Source organism: Isoptericola sp. NPDC019571, assembly GCF_044389385.1.
Taxonomy (GTDB): Bacteria; Actinomycetota; Actinomycetes; order Actinomycetales; family Cellulomonadaceae; genus Isoptericola; species Isoptericola nanjingensis.
Map to the genome: position 1 here is coordinate 1 of NZ_JBIRXZ010000007.1, position 20,845 is coordinate 20,845.

16 protein-coding genes are annotated in these 20,845 nt (G+C 76.0%); 13 read left to right on the top strand and 3 right to left on the bottom strand.

Translation table 11 applies throughout. The annotated features are described in order from the left end of the window. Nucleotides 1-1,422: 1,422 nt before the first annotated feature. The 13 genes from ACH443_RS13350 to ACH443_RS13410 all read left to right on the top strand — a co-directional run bounded on the left by ACH443_RS13350 (nt 1,423) and on the right by ACH443_RS13410 (nt 18,187). Complete coding sequence (locus ACH443_RS13350) at nt 1,423-2,301, top strand: hypothetical protein (RefSeq protein ID WP_430590585.1); 879 nt, start codon at nt 1,423-1,425, stop codon at nt 2,299-2,301. Next, a complete protein-coding gene (locus ACH443_RS13355; protein WP_430590586.1) occupies nt 2,298-3,311 on the top strand; it encodes an HAD-IIA family hydrolase in 1,014 nt (337 codons plus the stop codon). The genes ACH443_RS13350 and ACH443_RS13355 overlap by 4 nt, the downstream gene beginning before the upstream one ends. 253 nt (nt 3,312-3,564) lie before the next feature. Beyond that, nucleotides 3,565-3,837 carry a hypothetical protein gene (locus ACH443_RS13360; protein ID WP_430590587.1) on the top strand — a complete coding sequence of 91 codons (273 nt, stop codon included), beginning with the start codon at nt 3,565-3,567 and terminating at the stop codon, nt 3,835-3,837. Nucleotides 3,838-3,842: 5 nt separating this feature from the next. Beyond that, entirely contained in the window at nt 3,843-4,754 is a 912-nt protein-coding gene (locus ACH443_RS13365; RefSeq protein WP_429767200.1) for a TlyA family RNA methyltransferase, read from the top strand. Next, the gene (locus ACH443_RS13370; protein ID WP_430556067.1) at nt 4,751-5,716 is read left to right on the top strand and encodes an NAD kinase; all 966 of its coding nucleotides are present in this window, start codon (nt 4,751-4,753) and stop codon (nt 5,714-5,716) included. The genes ACH443_RS13365 and ACH443_RS13370 overlap by 4 nt, the downstream gene beginning before the upstream one ends. Before the next feature lies 1 nt (nt 5,717). Then, nucleotides 5,718-7,487 carry a DNA repair protein RecN gene (gene recN / locus ACH443_RS13375; RefSeq protein ID WP_430590588.1) on the top strand — a complete coding sequence of 590 codons (1,770 nt, stop codon included), beginning with the start codon at nt 5,718-5,720 and terminating at the stop codon, nt 7,485-7,487. Between the two features lie 5 nt (nt 7,488-7,492). After that, complete coding sequence (gene steA, locus ACH443_RS13380; RefSeq protein ID WP_429767195.1) at nt 7,493-8,686, top strand: putative cytokinetic ring protein SteA; 1,194 nt, start codon at nt 7,493-7,495, stop codon at nt 8,684-8,686. Then, on the top strand, nt 8,683-9,801 hold the full coding sequence (locus ACH443_RS13385; protein ID WP_430590589.1) for a copper transporter: 1,119 nt from the start codon (nt 8,683-8,685) through the stop codon (nt 9,799-9,801). Before steA ends, ACH443_RS13385 begins: the two co-directional genes overlap by 4 nt. Then, the gene (locus ACH443_RS13390) at nt 9,801-10,685 is read left to right on the top strand and encodes a hypothetical protein (RefSeq protein WP_430590590.1); all 885 of its coding nucleotides are present in this window, start codon (nt 9,801-9,803) and stop codon (nt 10,683-10,685) included. The genes ACH443_RS13385 and ACH443_RS13390 overlap by 1 nt, the downstream gene beginning before the upstream one ends. A gap of 4 nt (nt 10,686-10,689) precedes the next feature. Further along, nucleotides 10,690-12,378 (top strand): murein biosynthesis integral membrane protein MurJ, encoded by a 1,689-nt coding sequence (gene murJ, locus ACH443_RS13395; RefSeq protein WP_429767190.1) that lies wholly within the window; start codon nt 10,690-10,692, stop codon nt 12,376-12,378. Between the two features lie 58 nt (nt 12,379-12,436). Further along, nucleotides 12,437-14,119, top strand: coding sequence for a CTP synthase (locus ACH443_RS13400; RefSeq protein WP_429767188.1), 1,683 nt, complete (start codon nt 12,437-12,439; stop codon nt 14,117-14,119). Continuing rightward, the gene (locus tag ACH443_RS13405) at nt 14,116-14,766 is read left to right on the top strand and encodes an NUDIX domain-containing protein (RefSeq protein ID WP_430590591.1); all 651 of its coding nucleotides are present in this window, start codon (nt 14,116-14,118) and stop codon (nt 14,764-14,766) included. Before ACH443_RS13400 ends, ACH443_RS13405 begins: the two co-directional genes overlap by 4 nt. 22 nt (nt 14,767-14,788) lie before the next feature. After that, nucleotides 14,789-18,187, top strand: coding sequence for an AfsR/SARP family transcriptional regulator (locus ACH443_RS13410; protein WP_430590592.1), 3,399 nt, complete (start codon nt 14,789-14,791; stop codon nt 18,185-18,187). Here ACH443_RS13410 and ACH443_RS13415 read toward each other — a convergent pair. The 3 genes from ACH443_RS13415 to ACH443_RS13425 form a co-directional block, all read right to left on the bottom strand. Further along, entirely contained in the window at nt 18,169-19,017 is an 849-nt protein-coding gene (locus tag ACH443_RS13415; protein WP_430590593.1) for an ABC transporter permease, read from the bottom strand. The two genes, ACH443_RS13410 and ACH443_RS13415, sit on opposite strands and share 19 nt — an antisense overlap. Beyond that, the gene (locus tag ACH443_RS13420) at nt 19,014-20,012 is read right to left on the bottom strand and encodes an ATP-binding cassette domain-containing protein (protein ID WP_430590594.1); all 999 of its coding nucleotides are present in this window, start codon (nt 20,010-20,012) and stop codon (nt 19,014-19,016) included. The genes ACH443_RS13415 and ACH443_RS13420 overlap by 4 nt, the downstream gene beginning before the upstream one ends. Nucleotides 20,013-20,101: 89 nt before the next feature. Beyond that, the gene (locus ACH443_RS13425; RefSeq protein WP_430590595.1) at nt 20,102-20,830 is read right to left on the bottom strand and encodes an aminotransferase class IV; all 729 of its coding nucleotides are present in this window, start codon (nt 20,828-20,830) and stop codon (nt 20,102-20,104) included. Nucleotides 20,831-20,845: the final 15 nt, after the last annotated feature.

Genomic DNA, 20,845 nt, shown 5'->3' on the forward strand with positions numbered 1-20,845 from the left:
TACTGCCCTCGCGAGGGGGTGGGAGAGTAGGACGCCGCCGGACACCCATTCACGAAAGGCCCACCCCACACCGGGGTGGGCCTTTCGCATACCCGGATGCGGTGCACTGGGCTTTGTGCGCCGTGTGCGCGTCGTGTCCAGTGGCGTGTGCGCGCGTGCGTGGAGCCGGGACGACCACGAGGTCCGCCCTCCTGTGAGCACGTCGTGCTCGGACGGCTTCGCTCGGCGCCACTCGGGCTTCGACGAGCCCCATTGCCGCGGAGCCCGTCATGACGGCAGCACGGGTTCGGCGCCGCCGTGGCGCGCGTGCGCCTGGCATGGGCGCAGGGCCCGTGGTGGCATGGATCGTGAGGGCTCGGCCCCGTGCCTGCCATCACATCCGGAGGGGGCTTCGCGACCACTCTTCCGAGGATGTGGCGTGGGAGAATACCGGTCGTGTCGGCGTCGGAAAGGAAGACCGTGAACGATTCACCGCGGGACGAGAGCAAGGGCGGTGCGGGGGGTCGTGCACCGTCGTCCCGTGAAGGGGGCGCGCGCGGGGGCTCGCGGAACGGGAGCCGAGGCTCGCAGGGCGGACGCGATGAGCGTCCGCAGCGCGAGGGCATGCAGCGCCGGCAGGGCGCGGGACGTCCGGCGCGAGGTGACGCGGCGCGAGACGGCCGAGGCGGGTACGGCGGCCGGGGTCGCACGGACCGCACGGACCGCACGGACCGCACGGACCGCACGGACCGCACGGACCGCACGGCGGAGCGTCGCGGCCGTCCGGCCGACCGCGAGCGAGGCGACCAGGAGCGTTCCGGACGGCGACCCGCGGGCGGGCGCGCGTACGGCGACGACCGTCGCACCGAGCGTTCGTCCCGTGACACGGGGGACCGTCGGGGCCCCGCGTCCCGCGATCGCCGGGAGGAGCGGCCCTCGCGCGGTCGTGAGCAGTCTCGTGACGGGTACGACCGCCGGGACGAGCGTGGCGGCGCCCGCCGGGGGGCGGAGCACCGTCCGAGCCAGGGTGACGGCCGTGACCGGGGCGACTTCTCCCGACGGGCCGGGCAGCACGACGCGCGAGGGCGTAGCGACGACCGCGGAGACCGGCGTCCGTCGTCCCGCGACGGCCGCGGCCGGGACGACCGGGCGGGTTCGGGTGACCGTCGCGGCTACGCGGGGGACCGAGGACGCTCGGACGACCGGGGTGACCGCCGCGGCTACGGGAGCGACCGTGCGGCGCCGCGCGACGGCAGGAGCGGCGGTCCGCGGCAGGACTCCCGTGGTGCCGGCTCCCATGGTGCCGGCTCTCGCGGTCCGGCGACCGGACGGCGCAGCGGAGAGGGGCAGGGCCGCGCGGGCGGCGGACGACCCGCCCGTCCGGCGGCCGGTGCCGAGCGGCGCCCGCGCGCCGTCGAGCCGGAGATCGCCGAGGACGCGTCGATGGGTCAGCTCAGCCGCGACGTCCGGGGTCGTCTGCGCGGCCTGACGAAGGAGAACGCCGAGCGCATCGGCCTGCACCTCGTGATGGCGGGCCGACTCCTCGACGTCGACCCGGAGCGTGCCTACGAGCACACCCAGGCGGCGGTGCGTCGCGGAGGTCGGGTGGACGTGGTGCGGGAAGCCGCGGGGATCGCGGCGTACCGCACCGGGAGGTTCGCGGAGGCGCTGCGCGAGCTGCGCACGGTACGACGCCTCAACGGCTCCTCCGAGCACCTGCCGCTGATGGCGGACGCGGAGCGCGGCCTCGGGCGCCCGGAGCGTGCCCTGGCTCTCGCCGCGAGCGAGGAGGCGCGGACGCTCGATGCCGAGGGGCGCACCGAGCTCGCCATCGTCGCGAGCGGCGCGCGGAGCGACCTCGGGGAGCACGACGCCGCTATCGCCGTGCTCGACCGGATCCCCGCCGCCGAGCGGCGGGGAGACCTGGGCCTCCGGGTGCTGCAGGCACGGGCGGCCGCCCTGGAGGCTGCGGGCCGTGAGGACGAGGCGGCGCGGCTCCTGGCAGGGGTCGACCCGGCCGAGCTCGAGCGGGCGTCCGGCCTGACGCAGGAGTCCGACGACGTCGTCGTCTACGACACGTACGACGTGGACGCCGTGGACGAGGACCTCGACACGGAGGACGACCCCGAGGACGGCGACGTCCTTGCAGGTGCGCCCACCGCGCGCGAGGACGCGCACGAGGCCGACAGCTCCGGCGAGCTCGACGGTGACGCCGACGAGCTCGACGCTGACGCCGGCGAGACCGAGGCCGCTCGGACGGAGCAGGCGGCGGGCGCCGAGCCGGACACGGAGGCCGGCGCCCCGGACGCGAGCCAGGCATGACGGCGACCCTGGCGGGGAGCGCCGTCCCGCTCGCGTCGGCGCACGACCTGGCGCTGGTCGACCTCGACGGCGTCGCCTACAAGGGCCACCTGCCCATCCCGCACGCCGCGGACAGCCTGACGGCGGCACGGACCGCGGGTCTACGGCTGGTCTTCGTGACGAACAACGCGTCGCGCGAGCCGGAGGAGGTGGCCGGCCAGCTCACGGGCCTGGACATCCCGACGGGCGCGGACGAGGTCATGACGGCGGCCCAGGCGTGCGCGGCGCTGCTGCGCACGCGGCTGGAGCCGGGCGCTCGGGTCCTCGTCGTCGGCGGGGCGGGTCTGAGGACGGCGGTCGCCGCCGCGGGGCTGACGGTCGTCGACTCCGCGGACGACGCCCCCGACGCGGTGGCCCAGGGCTACGCGGCGGGCCTGGCCTGGAGCGACCTGGCCGAGGCGGCCTACGCCGTGGCCGGCGGCGCCTGGCACGTGGCGAGCAACCTCGACCTGTCGCTCCCGACGGCGCGGGGCTTCGCTCCCGGCAACGGCGCGCTCGTCGGCGCGGTCGTGGCGGCGACCGGTGTCGAGCCGGACAGCGCGGGCAAGCCGTCGCCCACGATGTACCACCTGGCGGTCGACCGGGCGGGCGCGGAACGGCCGTTGGTGATCGGCGACCGCCTCGACACGGACCTCGCCGGCGCGCGCGCCGGCGGCTACCCCGGCCTGCACGTGCTCACGGGAGTGTCCACGGCACGCGACGCCGTGCTGGCCGAGCCCGGCCTGCGCCCGGACTTCGTGGGTGCCGACCTTCGTGCCCTGCTCGAGCCGCACCCCGTCCCGGAGCGGACCGCCGAGGGCTGGTGGACGTGCGAGGGTCGCGCGGCGCGGATCGTGGACGGAGCGCTGGAGCTCGATCGACAGGGGCCCCACGGGATCGACGTCGTCCGCGCGGCCTGCGCGGCCGCGTGGGACGCCGCGGACCGGGGCGCCCCGGTGTCGGCGTCGACCGTCCCGGAGCTGCACGCCTGACCGCGGCGTGACGAGCGGGCGCGGGGTGACGCGCTCCCGCCGGGCGGGCATGACGACGGCCGACGGCTCGGACGCCGGCCACGGACCTGGTCGCGGGCTGTGCGTCGTGCACGGGACGTCCGTGCCAGCAGGTAGCGTGGACCCGGACCTCGGACGGCGGCCCACCCGCGCGACCAGCCGCCCCTCGGACCGGCGGTCCGTGCGCACCCGTCAACGGTGCTGGCGAAGAGACCGCGAGCGGTAGGGAGGGACCATGAGACAGGATCAGTCGACGCCCGGAGCGGCGGCCGGGTCGGCGGACGACCCCGCTGCCGATGCCCCTGTCGGGGCCCGGCCGACCCCTCGGACTCCTGCCGGGACCGGCTCGGCGTCCGGCGCCGACGAGCTCGAGGGCCTGGACGACCTCCCCCTCGCCGAGCACGTGGAGCGCTTCACCGCGGTGCACGACGGTCTGCGGGCGCGCCTCGACGGCGCGCCGGGCACCACCGGGCTGGACGGGGTGCAGGACACGGGGCCACGGCGTTGACGGCGGTGGCACGCACGGACGCGCGGATGGACGCGGAGCTCGTCCGCCGCGGCCTGGCCCGCTCGAGGCGGCAGGCGGTGGAGCTGATCGACGCCGGACGCGTGCGGCTCGATGGCCGCGTGGTCACGAAGCCGTCCACGCCGGTGCCCGACGGCGCGCCCGTCGCGGTGCACACGGATCCCGAGGACCCGGGGTACGCGTCGCGCGCCGGGGGCAAGCTGGCCGGTGCGCTGGACGCGCTCGCCGCCGACCCGGCCGGCCAGGAGCTGCTGCGTGCGGTCGACGACGGGTGGTGCCTGGACGTCGGCGCCTCGACCGGCGGCTTCACGGACGTCCTGCTGCGCCGGGGTGCACGGCAGGTGGTGGCCCTCGACGTCGGGCACGACCAGCTCGTGCCGGCGCTGCGGACCGACCCGCGGGTCACGGTCGTCGAGGGGTTCAACCTGCGCGACCTCACGCCGTCCGACCTGGAGCGCGCACCCGACGTCGTGGTGGGGGACCTGTCCTTCATCTCCCTCACGCTCGTGCTGGGGCCGCTCGCCGCGGTGCTCTCCCCGGAGGGTCACGCCCTGCTGCTGGTGAAGCCGCAGTTCGAGGTCGGCCGAGAGCGGCTCGGCAGCGGCGGCGTGGTCCGCGACCCGACCCTGCACGCCGAGGCCGTGCTCGCCGTCCTGCGGGCCGCGGCGGGGCACGGCCTGCGGGCGCGCGCGGTGGTGCCGAGCCCGCTGCCAGGGCCCAGCGGCAACCGCGAGTACTTCTGCTGGTTCCGACCCGACGGCGGGGATCCGGCGGCCGCATCCGAGTCCGCCGCCGAGCCGGCCGACGAGGCCGTGGCGGCCGCCGTCGCCTGGCGACCCGGCGACCCCGGCACGCCGCCGTCCGTCCCGCCCGTCCTGCCCGTCGGAGGAGCACAGTGACCCGCCGAGTCCTGATCGTCACCCACGGGGGCCGCCCGGAGGCCGTGGCGGCGCTCTCCGAGGCCGTGCGCGAGCTCACCGAGGCGGGCTTCGAGGTGGCCCTGCACGACGACGACCTCGCCGAGTCGTTCGGCGACCACATGGCCGCGGCGCGCGTCCGCGAGGGCGTCACCGACTCCGAGGCCGTCATGGTCCTGGGCGGCGACGGCACGATCCTGCGGGCCGCCGAGCTGACGCACGGTACAGGGGTCCCGCTCCTGGGGGTCAACCTGGGGCACGTCGGCTTCCTCGCCGAGAGCGAGCGCGACGACCTGCGGCACGCGGTGCGGCGGCTGGCCGCCCGCGACTACGAGGTCGAGGAGCGCGCCGTCGTCGACGTCGCCGTGCACCTGCCGGGGGAGGAGACCCCCCGGACGGGGTGGGCGCTCAACGAGGCGACCGTGGAGAAGGCGCGGCGCGAGCGGATGGTCGAGGTCGGCATCGCCGTCGACGGTCGCCCGCTCTCGTCGTTCGGCTGCGACGGCGTGGTGATGTCCACGGCGACCGGGTCGACGGCGCACGCGTTCTCCGCGGGCGGGCCGGTGATGTGGCCCGAGGTGGACGGTGTGCTGCTGGTGCCGCTGTCGGCGCACGCCCTGTTCGCGCGCCCTTTGGTGATCGGCCCCCGGTCGACGTACACGGTCAAGGTGCTCGAGCGCAGCCCGGTCCCGGCGGTGCTGACCTGCGACGGCCGGCGACGCATCGACCTGCCGGTCGGGTCGTTCGTGGAGGTGCGGCGGGGCGCGCTGCCGCTGCGGTTCGCGCGGCTCTCGCCCGCGCCGTTCACCGACCGGCTGGTGTCCAAGTTCTCGCTGCCGGTCGTCGGGTGGCGCGAGCTGGCGGCCCAGCGCCCGGACCATCGGGCGCCGGCGCCCGGGCCCGGCCACGACGAGAAGCTCGACGAGCACGACAAGGAGGCGTGAGGTGCTCGAGGAGATCGCGATCGAGAACCTGGGCGTGATCCGCGCCGCCCGGGTGCCCCTGGCCGACGGGCTGACCGTCATCACGGGCGAGACGGGCGCGGGAAAGACGATGGTGCTCACCGGGCTGGGCCTGCTCATGGGCGGCAAGGCCGACCCCGCCGCGGTCCGACCGGGCGCGGACGGCGCCGTCGTCGAGGGGCGGCTCCGCGTCGCCGCGCACCCGGGCGTCGCCGCGCGGGTCGACGAGGCGGGCGGCGAGGTCGACGACGACGGGACCGTCGTCGTGCTCCGCACCGTCGCGGCGGCCGGCCGCTCCCGCGCCCACCTGGGCGGGCGCGGCGTGCCGCAGGCGGTGCTCGCGGAGATCGCGGACGAGCTCGTGACCGTGCACGGCCAGGCCGACCAGCTGCGGCTGCGCACGGCGGCCAAGCAGCGCGAGGCGCTGGACTCCTTCGCGGGCCCCGACCACCAGGACGACCTCGACACCTACCGGGCGGCGTGGTCCGAGCGTGCCGGGCTGCAGGCCGAGATCGACGACCTCACCGCGCGGGCCGCCGAGCGCGCCCGGGAGGCGGAGCTCCTGCGGCTCGGCCTGGCCGAGGTGGAGCGCGTGGACCCGCAGTCGGGGGAGGACGCCGAGCTCACGGCCCTCGTCGGGCGGCTGGGCAACGCCGAGCAGCTGCGCGTGGCGGCCCAGGAGGCGCACGACGCCGTCGCGGGCGACGACGTGGAGACGGCGGGCAGCGCGGTGGAGGCGGTCGAGCGCGCACGTCGGGCGCTGGAGGCGGCGGCCTCCGACGACCCGACTCTCGGCGGCCACGCGACCCGGCTCGCCGAGGCGGGGTACCTCCTCGCCGATGTCGCGACCGAGCTGTCGTCGTACGTGGACGACCTGCAGGCGGACCCGGCGGGCCTCGAGACCGCGCACGCACGCCTCGCGGAGCTCACGACGCTCACCCGGAGCTACGGCGAGACCATCGACGACGTGCTGCGGTGGGCGAGCGACGCGGGGCTGCGGCTGCTCGACCTGGACGACGGCGGCGAGCGGCTCGCCGGCATGCGCGAGCGCACGGCCGAGCTGGACGCCGAGCTCGCGGGCGCGGCGGAGCGGCTGACGACCGGCCGGCGCAAGGCCGCGGAGGCGCTCTCGGACGCGGTGACGCAGGAGCTGTCGGGTCTGGCCATGAAGGGCGCGCGGCTCGTCGTCGACGTCGCGCCCGCCGACGAGCCGGGGCCCTGGGGTGCCGACCAGGTCGCGTTCCTCCTCGAGCCGCACCCCGGCGCGCCCGCCCGCCCGCTGGGCAAGGGCGCGTCGGGCGGCGAGCTGTCCCGGGTGATGCTCGCCGTCGAGGTGGCGCTCGCCACCGCGCGCGTCGAGGCCGGGTCCGGCGCGGGCTCGGGCCGGGCCACGGCGCCCCTGCCGACGTTCGTCTTCGACGAGGTCGACGCCGGCGTCGGCGGTCGCGCGGCGGTCGAGGTCGGCCGGCGCCTGGCGGTGCTCGCGCGCAGCACGCAGGTCGTCGTCGTGACGCACCTCCCCCAGGTGGCCGCGTTCGCGGACTCGCACCTGGTGGTGACGAAGTCCACCCCCGACGGCGCTCCCGACGACGCTCCCGACGACCGGGCCGGCGTCACGGTGACGGGCGTGCGCGAGGTCACGGACGACGCGCGGGTCCGCGAGCTGGCGCGGATGCTCTCAGGGCAGGAGGAGTCCGCGACCGCCCGTCAGCACGCGGTCGAGCTCCTGGAGTCCTCCACCGTGGGACGATAGGGGCGATGAGAATGATCCTGCGCAAGTCCGAGCGTGCGCCCGACGCCGGCGACGAGAGCACCGACGTGACAGGGCCCGCCCGGGTCGGTACGCGGACCAAGGACCTGACCAAGCGCCTGCACGCCGGCGACGTGGCCGTCATCGACCACGTCGACATCGACCGGGTCGCGGCGGACGCGCTGGTGGCGGTCGGCCCGGCGGCGGTGCTCAACGCCGCCCGCTCGACGTCGGGCCGCTACCCGAACGCGGGGCCGGGCATCCTCGTCGACGCCGGCATCACGCTGGTCGACGACCTCGGCCCCGCCGTGATGGCGCTGCCCGAGGGCGCCACGGTGCGGATCGACGGCGGCACCGTGGTCGTCGACGGCACCACCGTGGCGGAGGGCGTCCGCCAGTCCCCGGAGACCGTCGCGGCGGACATGGTCGCGGCGCGCGAGGGGCTGTCGGAGGAGATCGAGAACTTCGCCGAGAACACGATGACGTACCTGCGGCGTGAGCGGGACCTCCTGCTCGACGGCGTCGGCGTGCCGGACGTGCGGACGAAGTTCGAGGGCCGGCACGTGCTGATCGTCGTCCGCGGCTACCACTACCGCGAGGACCTGGCGATGCTGCGGTCCTACATCACGGAGAACCGGCCGGTGCTGGTCGGCGTCGACGGCGGCGCCGACGCAGTCATCGACGCGGGCTGGAAGCCGGACATGATCGTCGGCGACATGGACTCGGTGTCCGACCGGGCACTGTCGTCGGGCGCGGAGATCGTGGTGCACGCGTACCGCGACGGCAACTCGCCCGGGCTGGACCGCGTGCAGGCGCTCGGCGTCGAGCCCGTGGTGTTCCCCGCGACGGGGACCAGCGAGGACATCGCCATGCTCCTCGCGGACGACAAGGGCGCCGAGCTGATCGTCGCGGTCGGCACCCACGCGACGCTGGTCGAGTTCCTCGACAAGGGGCGGGCGGGCATGGCCAGCACCTTCCTCACCCGGCTGCGCGTGGGCGGCAAGCTCGTGGACGCCAAGGGCGTGTCCCGGCTGTACCGCACCCGGATCTCGAACCTGCAGCTCACGCTGCTGTCCCTGGCGGGCGTGGCTGCCGTCGTCGCGGCGTTGTGGTCCACCGCCGCGGGGCAGACGCTCTTCGGGCTGATCGGTGCCCGGATCGACGACCTCGTCTCCTGGGTGGGTAGCCTCTTCGGCGGGTGACGCCCCCCGCGCGCCCTCCCGGCATCCTGCTCGACCCGACCCGACCGCTGCGACCCGACCGCTCCGACCCGACCGCTCCGACCGACAAGGAACCTCTGCCGACCGTGATCGACTTCAGGTATCACCTCGTCTCGCTGATCTCCGTCTTCCTCGCCCTCGCGGTGGGCATCATCCTCGGTGCCGGCCCGCTCCAGGGCACCCTCGGGGACCAGCTCACCGAGCAGGTCGACGCGCTGCGCACCGAGCGCAACACCCTGCGCGAGGAGCTCGGGCAGGCGCAGACCACGGCACAGGACCAGCGGCGCTTCATCGAGAGCGCCGGCGACCAGCTCGTCGCCGGGTCGCTCGCGGGGATGAACGTCGCCGTCGTCGAGGTGGACGAGGTGAGCGACGCGAACCGCAAGGCCGTGCTGGACCAGCTGGAGGCGGCGGACAGCACGGTCGTCGCGCAGGAGCGGCTGGCCGCGTCGTGGACGTCGGCCGACGAGCTGACCATGCGGGAGACCGTCGCGGACGGGCTGCGCGAGAAGCTGCCCGCCGACGCCGTCGAGGGAGTCGTCGACGAGGACTCCGGCCCGGCCGAGCTGCTCGCCGCGTCGCTCACGGTGGCGCTCACCGACTCCTCGGGCTCTTCGGGCTCCGCGGGCCCGTCCGCGTTCAGCGAGGCCGCCCTCGAGCAGCAGCATCTCTTGGAGCAGGTGGGCCTCGTGGAGCAGGTGGCCGAGCCGAGCGCGCCCGCGGACGCGATCCTGCTGCTGTCGAGCGGCGCCACCGGTGCCGACGAGGAGGAGCAGACGCAGGACGCCGACCCGGAGCAGACGGGGATGGGCGCCCTCGCCGCGCTCGCGGGGACGTCCGCGGAGATCGCGGGGACCTCGGTGGTGGCCGGGCCGACGACGCACGACGGCGACCTGATCGCCACGATCCGTGCCGACGACGGGCTCTCGGACCTGGTGAGCACGGTCAGCGGCGTGGAGCAGACGACGGGGCAGATCGTCGTGCCGCTCGCCATCGCCGCCCAGGACGCCGGCGCCGTCGACCAGTACGGCTTCGAGGAGGGCGCGTCCGTCCTCCCGCCGGTGGTCGAGCAGGGCGAGACGCAGGGGGACGGCTGATGGCCGGCGGGGCCGGCGTGGGCGCGCTGCTGCGAGGCGCGGTCGTCGCGGCGGCGGGCACGGCGCTCGCCCGGCGAGCCCTGGACACCGACCCGCCCGGCGGCGCCGCGCGCTGGACCCGCACCAACCATCGCGGCGAACCGGTGAGCATGCTCGAAGGTCCGGCCGTCGCGGCCGGGCTCGTCGCCGGGACGCTCGCTGCGGGCGGCGGCCGGGAGCGGGCCGGCGCCGCGCTCGCGACCGCCGGCGCGGCCGCGTTCGGGCTCGTGGACGACCTCGCCGAGGACACGAGCACGCGCGTCAAGGGGCTGCGAGGACACCTCGGCGCGCTCGCCGAGGGCCGCCTCACGACCGGCGGGCTCAAGGTGCTCGGCATCGGCGCGACGGCGCTGGTCGGTGCCGCGGTCGGTACCCGACGGACCGGTGGCGCGGCGGGGCACCTGCTGGACGTCGCGGTGAACGGCGCCCTCGTCGCGGGCACGGCCAACCTGCTCAACCTCCTCGACCTGCGTCCCGGCAGGGCGCTCAAGGCGTCGGCCGCCCTGAGCCTGCCCGTCGCGGGCGGCACCGCGGGCGCGGCGACCGGGGTCGTCCTCGGTGCGGCCGCCGTCGCGGCCCCCGGCGACCTCGCCGAGCGGGACATGCTGGGCGACGGCGGCGCGAACGCGCTCGGCGCGCTGGTCGGCGCGCAGTGGGCGTTCGGCGCCCCGCGCGCGGTGCGGCTCGCCGCGCTGGCGTCCGTCGTCGGGCTCACGCTCGCGTCCGAGCGCGTGAGCTTCTCCGCCGTCATCGAGCGCACGCCGTGGCTGCGCGCCGCGGACGGCTGGGGTCGCCGCCCGGCGGCGACGCCGGGCCCGGCGCAGGAACCCGCCTCGGGGGAGTGAACCCATGACGTCGCGCCCGGGCGGGCTGCGGGCGGCGACCCAGACCCTCGCCGGCGCCGCCGCGATGATCACCGTCGTGACGGTGGCGAGCCGGCTGGTCGGGTTCGCCCGGTCGCTGGTGCTGTCGTGGGCCGTGGGCACGGAGGGCGTCGGCCCCGCGTACACCGCGGCGAACCAGCTGCCGAACGTGCTGTTCGAGGTCGCTGCGGGCGGCGCGCTCGCGGGCGCCGTCGTCCCGCTGCTCGCCGGGCCGATCGCGCGGCGCTCCGCGAAGGAGACCTCCGGGGTGGCCTCGGCGCTGCTCGGCTGGACCCTCGCCGTCCTGGTGCCGCTCGGCGCCCTGCTCGCGATCCTCGCCGGGCCGATCGCGTCGCTCCTCATGGGCGACAAGCACCCCGAGCTCGTGGACGTCACCGCCACCTTCGTGCGGACGTTCGCGCTCCAGGTGCCGCTGTACGGGCTCGCGGTGGTGCTCGGCGGCATCCTGCAGGCCCACAAGCGCTTCTTCTGGCAGGCGTTCGCGCCGCTGCTGTCCAGCCTCGCCGTGATCGCCGTCTACCTCGTGTTCGTCGGCATGGCCGACGGCGACCAGGGCGACGTCGCGGCGCTCTCGACGACGGCCATCGGATGGCTGGGCTGGGGGACAACGGCGGGCGTCGCGTTCCTCGCGCTGCCGCTCGTCCTCCCGGTGCTCCGGACGGGGACGCGGCTGCGCCCCACGCTGCGCTTCCCCGGGGGCGAGGGCGTCCGTGCCCGCAACCTCGCGCTGGCGGGCGTCGGTGCACTGGTGGCGCAGCAGCTGTCCGTGCTCGCCGTGATGGGGGCGGCGTTCCAGTTCGGGCCGGAGCAGACGTTCCCCACGTACACGTTCGCGCAGCAGGTCTACCTGTTGCCCTACGCCGTGCTGGCGTTCCCGCTCGCGACGAGCGCGTTCCCGCGGCTCGCCGAGCACGTGGCGCACGGACGCCACGACCGGTTCCGCGGCCTGCTCGCCACGACCACCCGCACGCTGCTCGTGGTGTCCGGGCTGGGCGTGGGTGCGCTCGTCGCCGCGTCAGGGGCCGTGGAGGCCGTGTTCGCCCGCATCGCGAGCGGGTCGGTCGCGGGGCTCGGCGGCGCCGTCGCGTGGATGGCGCCGGGGATCGTCGGGTTCGCGCTGATCCTGCACCTCTCGCGGGCGCTGTACGCGATCGACCACCAACGGGTGGCGGTGGTCGTCACGGCGGCCGGGTGGCTGGTCGTGGCCGTGGCGGCGTTCGCGCTGCCCGCCGTGACGGGAGTCCGGGACCAGGCGGGCGTGCTGGCCCAGCTCGGCCTGGCCACGGCACTGGGCATGACGATCGCCGGGGCGGGCCTGCTCGCGGCGGTGGGCCGGTACGCCGGCCGCGAGGCGCTGCGGGGGATCCCGCGGACCCTCGTCGTGCTCGTCGTCGCGACCGGGCTCGGTGCGTGGGCCGGGTCGCTGGTGTCGGGCGCGCTGCTCCCGGCGGACGCCTCGATCCTCCCGGCTCTGGGCGTCGGGGTGCTCGCCGCCGTGGTCGGGGGCGTCGTCGTCGTGGGCGGCTTCCTGCTGGCCGACCGGTCCGCCGTGACGGGGATCGTGCGCCGCCGCGGCCCCGCGCCCACCGACGAGCCTGGCGAGCCTGGCGAGCCCGCCGAGGCTGCGGAACCGGCCGACCGACCCGCGGAGTGACCAGGCGCACCGCGCGGCCCGCGTGCCGCCGTCCGACCCGCTGTTAGGATGGAGTTCCGTGGCCGACAGCGCGAACAGACTCCAGCCCCGCTCCTCCAGCCGTACGGGTGCGACGCACCAGACGCGGCACATCTTCGTGACGGGCGGTGTGGCCTCGTCTCTCGGCAAGGGACTCACCGCCTCCTCGCTCGGGCGCCTGCTGCGCTCGCGGGGCCTGCGCGTCACCATGCAGAAGCTCGACCCGTACCTCAACGTGGACCCGGGCACGATGAACCCGTTCCAGCACGGCGAGGTCTTCGTCACCGAGGACGGCGCCGAGACCGACCTCGACATCGGCCACTACGAGCGGTTCCTCGACGTGGAGCTCCCGGCCTCCTCGAACGTCACCACCGGCCAGGTCTACTCCCGCGTGATCGCCAAGGAGCGCCGCGGCGAGTACCTGGGCGACACGGTCCAAGTGATCCCGCACATCACGGACGAGATCAAGTCGCGCATGCGCGACCAGGCGGGCCCCGACGTCGACGTGATCATCACCGAGATCGGCGGCACCGTCGGCGACATCGAGTCCCAGCCGTTCCTCGAGGCCGCGCGCCAGGTGCGGCACGAGCTCGGCCGTGACGACTGCTTCTTCCTGCACGTCTCCCTCGTGCCCTACATCGGCCCGTCGGGCGAGCTGAAGACCAAGCCGACCCAGCACTCGGTGGCCGCGCTGCGCTCCATCGGTATCCAGCCCGACGCGATCGTGCTGCGGGCCGACCGCGTGGTCCCGGAGCCCATCAAGCGCAAGATCGCGCTCATGTGCGACGTGGACAACGAGGCCGTCGTCAACGCCGTCGACGCGCCGAGCATCTACGACATCCCGCGCGTGCTGCACGCCGAGGGCCTGGACGCCTACGTCGTGCGCCGCCTCGACCTGCCCTTCCACGACGTCGACTGGGACGGCTGGAGCCAGCTCCTGGAGCGCGTGCACGAGCCGGAGCACAACGTCGAGATCGCGCTCGTCGGTAAGTACATCGACCTGCCCGACGCGTACCTGTCGGTGACCGAGGCGCTGCGCGCCGGCGGCTTCGACAACGACGCGAAGGTCGGCATCCGGTGGGTGGCCGCCGACGACTGCCAGACGCCCGAGGGCGCGCAGGAGGCGCTGGAGGGCGTCGACGCGGTGCTCGTGCCCGGCGGCTTCGGCGTGCGCGGCATCGACGGCAAGGTCGGTGCGTTGCGCTGGGCGCGCGAGAACCTCGTGCCGACGCTGGGCATCTGCCTGGGCCTGCAGTCGATGGTCATCGAGTACGCGCGCAACGTGCTCGACCTCGAGGACGCCTCGTCGACCGAGTTCGACCCGAACAGCACGCACCCGGTCATCGCGACGATGGCCGAGCAGCTCGCGATCGTGGGCGGCGAGGGCGACCTGGGCGGCACCATGCGCCTCGGCGCGTACGACGCCCACCTCGGGGCCGGCTCCGTCGTCGCCAAGGCGTACGGCAGCGAGCGGGTGTCGGAGCGCCACCGCCACCGGTACGAGGTCAACAACGCGTACCGCGCGCAGCTCGAGGAGGCGGGACTGGTGTTCTCCGGCACGTCGCCCGACGCGCAGCTCGTGGAGTTCGTGGAGCTGCCCGCCGACGTGCACCCGTACTACGTGAGCACCCAGGCGCACCCGGAGTTCAAGTCGCGCCCCACCCGCTCGCACCCGCTCTTCTCGGGGCTGGTCGCGGCGGCGCTCGAGCGCCAGGGCGCGTGACGGCGCCCGACGGCGGGGCGGGCCCGTCCGTCGCGGACGAGCAGGCCCCGCGGCCGGTGCTGCGGCACGAGGTGCTGCAGCGTGGCCGCATCGTCGACCTGGTGCGCGACGACGTCGACCTCGGCGCCGCGGGGACCGTGACCCGGGAGTACGTGGTGCACCCGGGTGCGGTCGCGGTCGTCGCCCTCGACGACGCCGACCGGGTCCTGCTGCTGCGGCAGTACCGGCACCCGGTGCGGTCACGGATGTGGGAGGTCCCGGCCGGGCTCCTCGACGTCGACGGCGAGCCCCCCGCGGAGGCGGCTGCCCGCGAGCTCGCGGAGGAGACCGACACCACCGCGGCGCGGTGGCACGTGCTGGCCGACTTCGCGTCGTCGCCGGGCAGCAGCGACGAGGCGGTGCGCGTCTTCCTCGCCCGCGGCCTCGGTCCGGTGCCCGACGCCGACCGCCACACGCGCACGGGCGAGGAGGCCGAGATCGAGCTCCGGTGGGTGCCGCTGGACGAGGCGGTCGCCCGGGTGCTCGACGGCAGCCTGCACAACCCGTCGGCCGTCGTGGGCGTCCTCGCCGCCGCCGCGAGCCGTGCGGGCGGGTGGGCGTCGCTGCGGCCGGCGGACGCGCCCTGGCCGTCGCGACGGGGCGCCTGAGCGGCCGGTAGGCTCCACAGGCGTGCGTGACGCCACCGACCCCGGTCCCGTTGCCGACGACGCGCCCGCGGTGCGGGTCCTCGGCCCGGTCCGGGTCGCGGGTCCGGACGGCGCCGAGCGCGCTCCCCGCGGGGCTCGCGCCGCGGCGCTGGTCGCGCTCCTCGCGCTCGCGGGGCCCCGGGGTGTCTCCTCCGGCGGCCTCGTCGACCGGCTGTGGCAGGAGTCGCTGCCCGGCGACCCGCGGGCCGCGCTCCAGAACCTGGTCTCCCGGCTTCGGGCGGTCGCCGGTCGCGGTGTCGTGCGCGCGACGGAGACCGGCTACGCCCTGGGCGTCGCCTCCGACCTGGACCGGGTGCGCGACGGGCTGACCCGGGCGCGCCGCGAGGTCGTCTCGGGCGACCCGGCCGCCGCCCAGGCGACCGCTGAGGACGCCCTGCGCCTGTGGACGGGCACACCCGGCGGAGACCTCGAGGGAGGCGAGTTCGCCGACGTCGCGCGCGAGCTCGCGACCGTCGCGCAGCGTTGGCGCGACGAGCTGCGGCTCGTGCGCCGCGACGCGGCCGAGGCCGCGGGCCGGCACGCGGTCGTCGCCGAGGTCGCCGGGGCGGACGTCGCCGCGGACCCCACGGACGAGGACGCCGCCCGCGCGCTCATGGGCGCCCTGGGCGGGCTCGGCCGGCCGGCGGAGGCGCTGCGCGTCTTCACCCGGCTGCGGTCGGTCCTGGTGCGCGAGCTGGCCAGCGAGCCCGGACCCGCCACCGTCTCGCTCTACGAGCGGCTCGCCGCCGACGTCGCCAGGGAGGGCACGCCGTCGGCGCCGTCATCGGCCCCGCCGTCGCCCGTTCCGACCGGCACGGGAGCAGTCGGGACCCCGGCCCGGGCGGCCGCCGGGACGGCCCGCGGCCTCCGGCGCTACCCGACGCCCCTGCTGGGCCGGGAGGCCGACGTCGCCGCCGTGCGCGACGCCCTCGGGACGGCCCGGCTCGTCACCGTCCTGGGGCCGGGCGGGCTGGGGAAGACGCGGCTCGCGCAGGAGGTGGCGCGCCGCGCGGTCGCCGGCACCGGGCTCGTGGTCGTCGTCGAGCTGGTTGGCGTGCGGGCCGACGACGACGTCGTCCTGGCGCTCGCCGACGCGCTGGGCGTGGCGCCCGGCTCGAGCACCCTGCGCCTGGCCGACCGGCTCCAGGCCGGCGACCTGGCGAGCCAGGTCGCCGGCCGGCTGCGCGACGCGGACGCGCTCGTCGTCCTGGACAACTGCGAGCACGTGATCGAGGGAGCTGCCCGCTGGGCCGGCGTGCTGCTGGACGTCTCGCCGCGGCTGCGGGTGCTGACCACCAGCCGGACGCCGCTGCTGCTGGACGAGGAGTCGACGTACGCGCCCGCGCCGCTCGGCGCCGACCCGGACGAGGAGGACGGCGGCCCCGCGGTGCGCCTGTTCGTCGAGCGGGCCCGCGCGGTGCGTCCCGACGCCCTGCTGGACCGCGCGGCCGTCGCGCGCCTGTGCGACCGCCTGGACGGGCTCCCGCTGGCCATCGAGCTGGCGGCCGCGCGCGTGCGGACCCTCAGCGTCGCCGAGGTCGAGGAGCGGCTCGACGAGCGGTTCGCCCTGCTGCGCGTGCGCGACCGCTCGGTGCCCGACCGGCACCGCACGCTCGAGGCCGTGCTCGACTGGAGCTGGAACCTGCTCACGCCCGGTCAGCAGGCGCTGTGGCGGCGTGCCGCCACGCTGCCCGACGGGTTCTCGGCGGAGGCGGCGCGCGCCCTGCTGCCCGACGTGCCCGGGTGGCAGGTGGACGACGACGTCACGACGCTGGAGCTGCAGTCCCTCGTGCGCGTCGAGGAGGCCGACGGAGGCACCCGGTACCGGATGGTCGAGACCGTGCGGGAGTTCGGGCTGCTGCGGCTCGCCGCGGCGGGGGAGGAGACGGCCGCCGACGCGGCCGTGCTCGCGTGGTCGCTGACCGTGTCCAGGCGGTGCGCCTCGCGGCTGCTGAGCCCGCGGCAGCGCGAGGCCGTCGCGGAGCTCGGCCGGGAGCAGGAGAACCTGCTGTTCGCGGTGCGACGCGCGATGGACCTGGGCCGGCCCGACGCCGTCGTGCACGGCTTCGTCGGGCTGCTCGGCACCTGGGCCGTGCGCGGCGCGGAGGAGCGCGTCATCGGGCTGGTGCCGGGGGTGCTGCGTTCCCTCGAGGGGTGGGTGGTGCCGGACGAGCACGCGGACGCCACCGCGATCGCGCTCGAGGCGATCGCGGCGTCCTCGGTCTTCGGCGTCCCCGGTCGGGCGGCGCGCCCGCTGGCGCGCCTGCGCCGGCTGCTGCGCACGAGCGGGTCCGTGGGGTCGCGCACCCGAGAGCTCGCGGACCTCGTCCTGGCCCGGACCCCTGAGGACGCGCAGGCCGTCCTCACCCGGCTCCAGGGGTCGGACGACGGGTACACGGCACTGCTGGGGCACATGTTCGAGGCGCAGCAGCGGGAGAACGACGGCGAGATCGCGCGTGCCGTCGAGCTCGCGCGGGCCGCGCACGACGTCGCGCGCGGGATCGACGACGCCGCGGCGTCGGCCATGACGGCGATGGTTCTCGCGTCGTTCCTCGCGGAGCGGGGCGAGCAGGCGGAGGCGGTCCGCTGGGTCGCCGCCGCGAAGGAGGGCGTCCTCGCGATCGGGGCGGAGGAGATGCAGTGGCAGGTCCGCTGGATCGAGCTGGGCGCCGCCCTCTCCCTCGGGGACCTCGACGCGGCCGAGGCCGTCGTCGCGTCGATGGTCCCCACCGCCGAGGGCGCGCACGACGGGCGGGAGGCCCAGGCGCGCGGCGTCGTCGAGCTCGGCCGTGGCGAGCTGGCGTGGGCGCGGGGCGACCACCCGGCGGCGCTCGCGCACCTCGCGCGGTCGCTGGCGACGTTCGGGGCGGGACAGCCGGAGGGGGACGCCGCGCCGTGGTTCCTCCTGCTCGCGTCGGCCACCCTGGTCCGGCGGGTGCAGGCGGGGGCCGACGAGACCGGGCTCGCTCGCCGGATCGTCGACGTGGGGCGGAGGGTGCGCGGCGGCGGCCGCGGCTTCGTCGACCGTCCCGTGCTGGCGACCTCGTCGGTCGGCGTCGCGTACTGGGCCTGCCTCGTCCCCGTGGGGTCGGGCGACCTGGACCTCGGGCGGGTGACGGAGGGCGTCGAGCTGCTGACGATCGCGGGCCGGCTGGGGGCGCGCCAGGACCTGCCCGCCCTGCGGCTCGACGCGCTGCGCGCGGAGGTGGCCGCCGCCCTGGCCGAGCACGGCGCGGACGTCGTACGCGCGGGGGAGCGGCGGGCCGATGCCCTCGACCGGGACGACCTGGTGGCGCGCGCGGACGAGCTCCTGGTCCGTCTCGCGGCGGAGTCGGACCAGGAGCTCGGGCCGGACGGGCCCGGTCAGGCCTTCTTCATGTAGCTCCGCACGGCGAGCGGGGCGAAGATCGCCACGACGACGGCGCAGCTCAGCAGCGCGATGCCGACCTGACCGGTCACGCTGCCGGTGCTGGCGAGGTCGCGGACCGCGGTCACGAGGTGCGACACCGGGTTGACGTTGACGAAGCCCTGCAGCCAGCCCGGCATCGTGTCCACCGGGACGAACGCGTTGGACAGGAACGTCAGCGGGAAGAGCACCAGGAACGAGATGCCCTGCACCGACGACGCGGACCTGCCGATGACGCCGAAGAACGCGAAGATCCAGCTCAGGGACCAGGCGCACACGATGACCAGCAGGCCGGCGAGCAGCACGCCGCCGACGCCGCCGCCCGGTCGCCAGCCCATGACCAGGCCCATGACGATCGTGAGCGTCGTGGCGATGAGGTAGCGGACGAGGTCCGCGACCAGGGCCCCGGCGAGCGGGGCGATGCGGGCGATGGGCAACGACTTGAACCGGTCGAACACGCCCTTGTCCATGTCCTCGCGCAGCTGGGTGCCGGTGACGGCGGAGGCCGTGATGACGGTCTGCACGAGGATGCCGGGGATGATGACCGGCAGGTAGGCCGCGATGCTGCCGGAGATCGCCCCACCGAAGATGTACGTGAACATCAGCGTGAAGATGATCGGCTGCACCGTGACGTCGATGAGCTGCTCCGGCGTCCGGCGGATCTTGATGAGCCCGCGGCGCGCCATGGCCAGGGAGTCGGAGACGGCCTGCCCGGCGGTCACGCGGTTGCGCAGGGTGCGCTCGGCGCCGGGGACGATGCGTCCCCTGGGCGCCACGGGCGCGGAGGCGGTGGTGAGGGTGGTCATGCGGAGATCTCCTCGGGCTCGGGGGAGCCGGCGGCTCGGTCGGTCGTGGACTGGTCGGTGGCGTCGTGGCCGGTCAGCGTCAGGAACACCTCGTCGAGGGTCGGCTTGTCCATCGACAGCCCGTCGAGGTCGACGCCGGCGCCGCGCAGGCGGACCAGCAGGTCGGTGACGCGGGCGGGGTCGGCGACGGGCACGGTGAGGCGGCGCGCCTCGGGGGAGACCGTCGCGGCCACGCCGAGAACGTCCAGCACGGCCGCCTGGGCGGCCGGGGCGTCGTCGGGCCGCACGAGGGCGAGCTGCAGCGACTGCTGGCCGACCGACGACTTGAGCTCGTCCCCGGTGCCCTCGGCGACCACGCGGCCGCGGTCGATCACGGCGATGCGGTCGGCGAGCTGGTCGGCCTCGTCGAGGTACTGCGTGGTGAGCAGCACGGTCGAGCCCGTCGCGACGAGGCGGCGGATGGTCTCCCACATCTGGGCGCGGGTGCGCGGGTCGAGGCCGGTGGTCGGCTCGTCCAGGAAGAGGAGCGGGGGCTGGGCGATGAGGCTCGCGGCCAGGTCGAGGCGGCGCCGCATGCCGCCGGAGAAGTTCTTCAGCGGGCGCGCGGCGGCGTCGGTGAGGCTGAACTCCTCGAGCAGGTCACGGGTGCGTCGCGTCGCGGCGGACCCCTTGAGCCCGTTGAGCCGGCAGAACAGCAGGAGGTTCTCGGTGGCGCTGAGCGTCTCGTCGACGGACGCGTACTGCCCCGTGACGCCGATGAGCTGGCGCACGACGAACGGCTCGCGCGACACGTCGTGGCCGAAGACGGACGCCCGGCCGGCGTCCGGCCGCAGGAGCGTCGCGAGCATGCGGATCGTGGTGGTCTTCCCGGCGCCGTTCGGGCCGAGGACCCCGTAGACCGTGCCGGTGGCGACCTCGAGGTCGACCCCGTCCACGGCGCGGTTGTCGCCGAAGGTCTTGACGAGGCCCTCGGCCTCGATCGCGGTGGTGGTCATGGCACCACCGTGCGCGGTGCTGCTCCCAGCGTGCTGTCACGGCGCTGTCACGCGCTCGCCTCGGCAGTCATGCGCCCGCCGACCAGCGGCTACGGCGCCTCCCACGGGAGGGCGGCGACCCGGCGCCGGATCTCCTCCACCCGCCCGGTCGCGTCCGGGAGGGCCGTCCCGTCGACGGACGCGACGCCGACGATGCCGATCGAGTTGACGAGGAACGCCCCGGAGGCGCGGCGCAGGTCGCCGAGGTGCACCGGACCGGTGCGGGTCGGCGTCGTCTCCTCGACCAGCGCGAGGCCGGTGCCGCGCAGGTGCGGGGCGTCGGGCCACAGCACGCCGCCGTCGGGCCCGAGCACGCCGACGTTCGCGATCGTCGACTCCGCGACGGCGCCGTCCGGGCCGACGAGCAGCGCGTCGTCGTACCCCTCGCGCCCGACCTGCCGCGCCCACTGCGCCTGCGCGAAGCCGCCCAGGTGCTTGAGGTGCGCGAACGGGCGCAGGTACGGCACGGAGCGCAGGCGCTGCGGACGGGTCGGGGCGAGGCGAGGGGCGCCCACCTGCACGGCGACGTGCTCCGGGTCGCGCAGCACGACGCGGACCGAGGCGTCGTCCTGACCGGCGAGGGCGTGCCGGAGGAGCCTGCGGACGCGGTCGCCGTCGAGCGGGAGACCGAAGATCTCGCGGTGCGCGACGTCGAGCCGGGTCAGGTGGTGGCCCAGGCCCTGCACACCACCGCCACGCACCTGCATGGCGGTGAAGTGACCGTCCGTGGACGCGACCTGCTCGGCCGTCGCGGGGCGGCCGTCGACCTCGATGCGCACGCCTGCACCGTAGCG

What these genes read in the sequence shown, in the direction of transcription:
- ACH443_RS13350 (WP_430590585.1), top strand. Translation starts at nt 1,423, where the DNA reads ATGGGTCAGCTCAGCCGCGACGTCCGGGGTCGTCTGCGCGGCCTGACG.
- ACH443_RS13420 (WP_430590594.1), bottom strand. Translation starts at nt 20,012, where the DNA reads ATGACCACCACCGCGATCGAGGCCGAGGGCCTCGTCAAGACCTTCGGC.
- steA (WP_429767195.1), top strand. Translation starts at nt 7,493, where the DNA reads ATGAGAATGATCCTGCGCAAGTCCGAGCGTGCGCCCGACGCCGGCGAC.
- ACH443_RS13390 (WP_430590590.1), top strand. Translation starts at nt 9,801, where the DNA reads ATGGCCGGCGGGGCCGGCGTGGGCGCGCTGCTGCGAGGCGCGGTCGTC.
- ACH443_RS13360 (WP_430590587.1), top strand. Translation starts at nt 3,565, where the DNA reads ATGAGACAGGATCAGTCGACGCCCGGAGCGGCGGCCGGGTCGGCGGAC.
- murJ (WP_429767190.1), top strand. Translation starts at nt 10,690, where the DNA reads ATGACGTCGCGCCCGGGCGGGCTGCGGGCGGCGACCCAGACCCTCGCC.
- ACH443_RS13355 (WP_430590586.1), top strand. Translation starts at nt 2,298, where the DNA reads ATGACGGCGACCCTGGCGGGGAGCGCCGTCCCGCTCGCGTCGGCGCAC.
- ACH443_RS13415 (WP_430590593.1), bottom strand. Translation starts at nt 19,017, where the DNA reads ATGACCACCCTCACCACCGCCTCCGCGCCCGTGGCGCCCAGGGGACGC.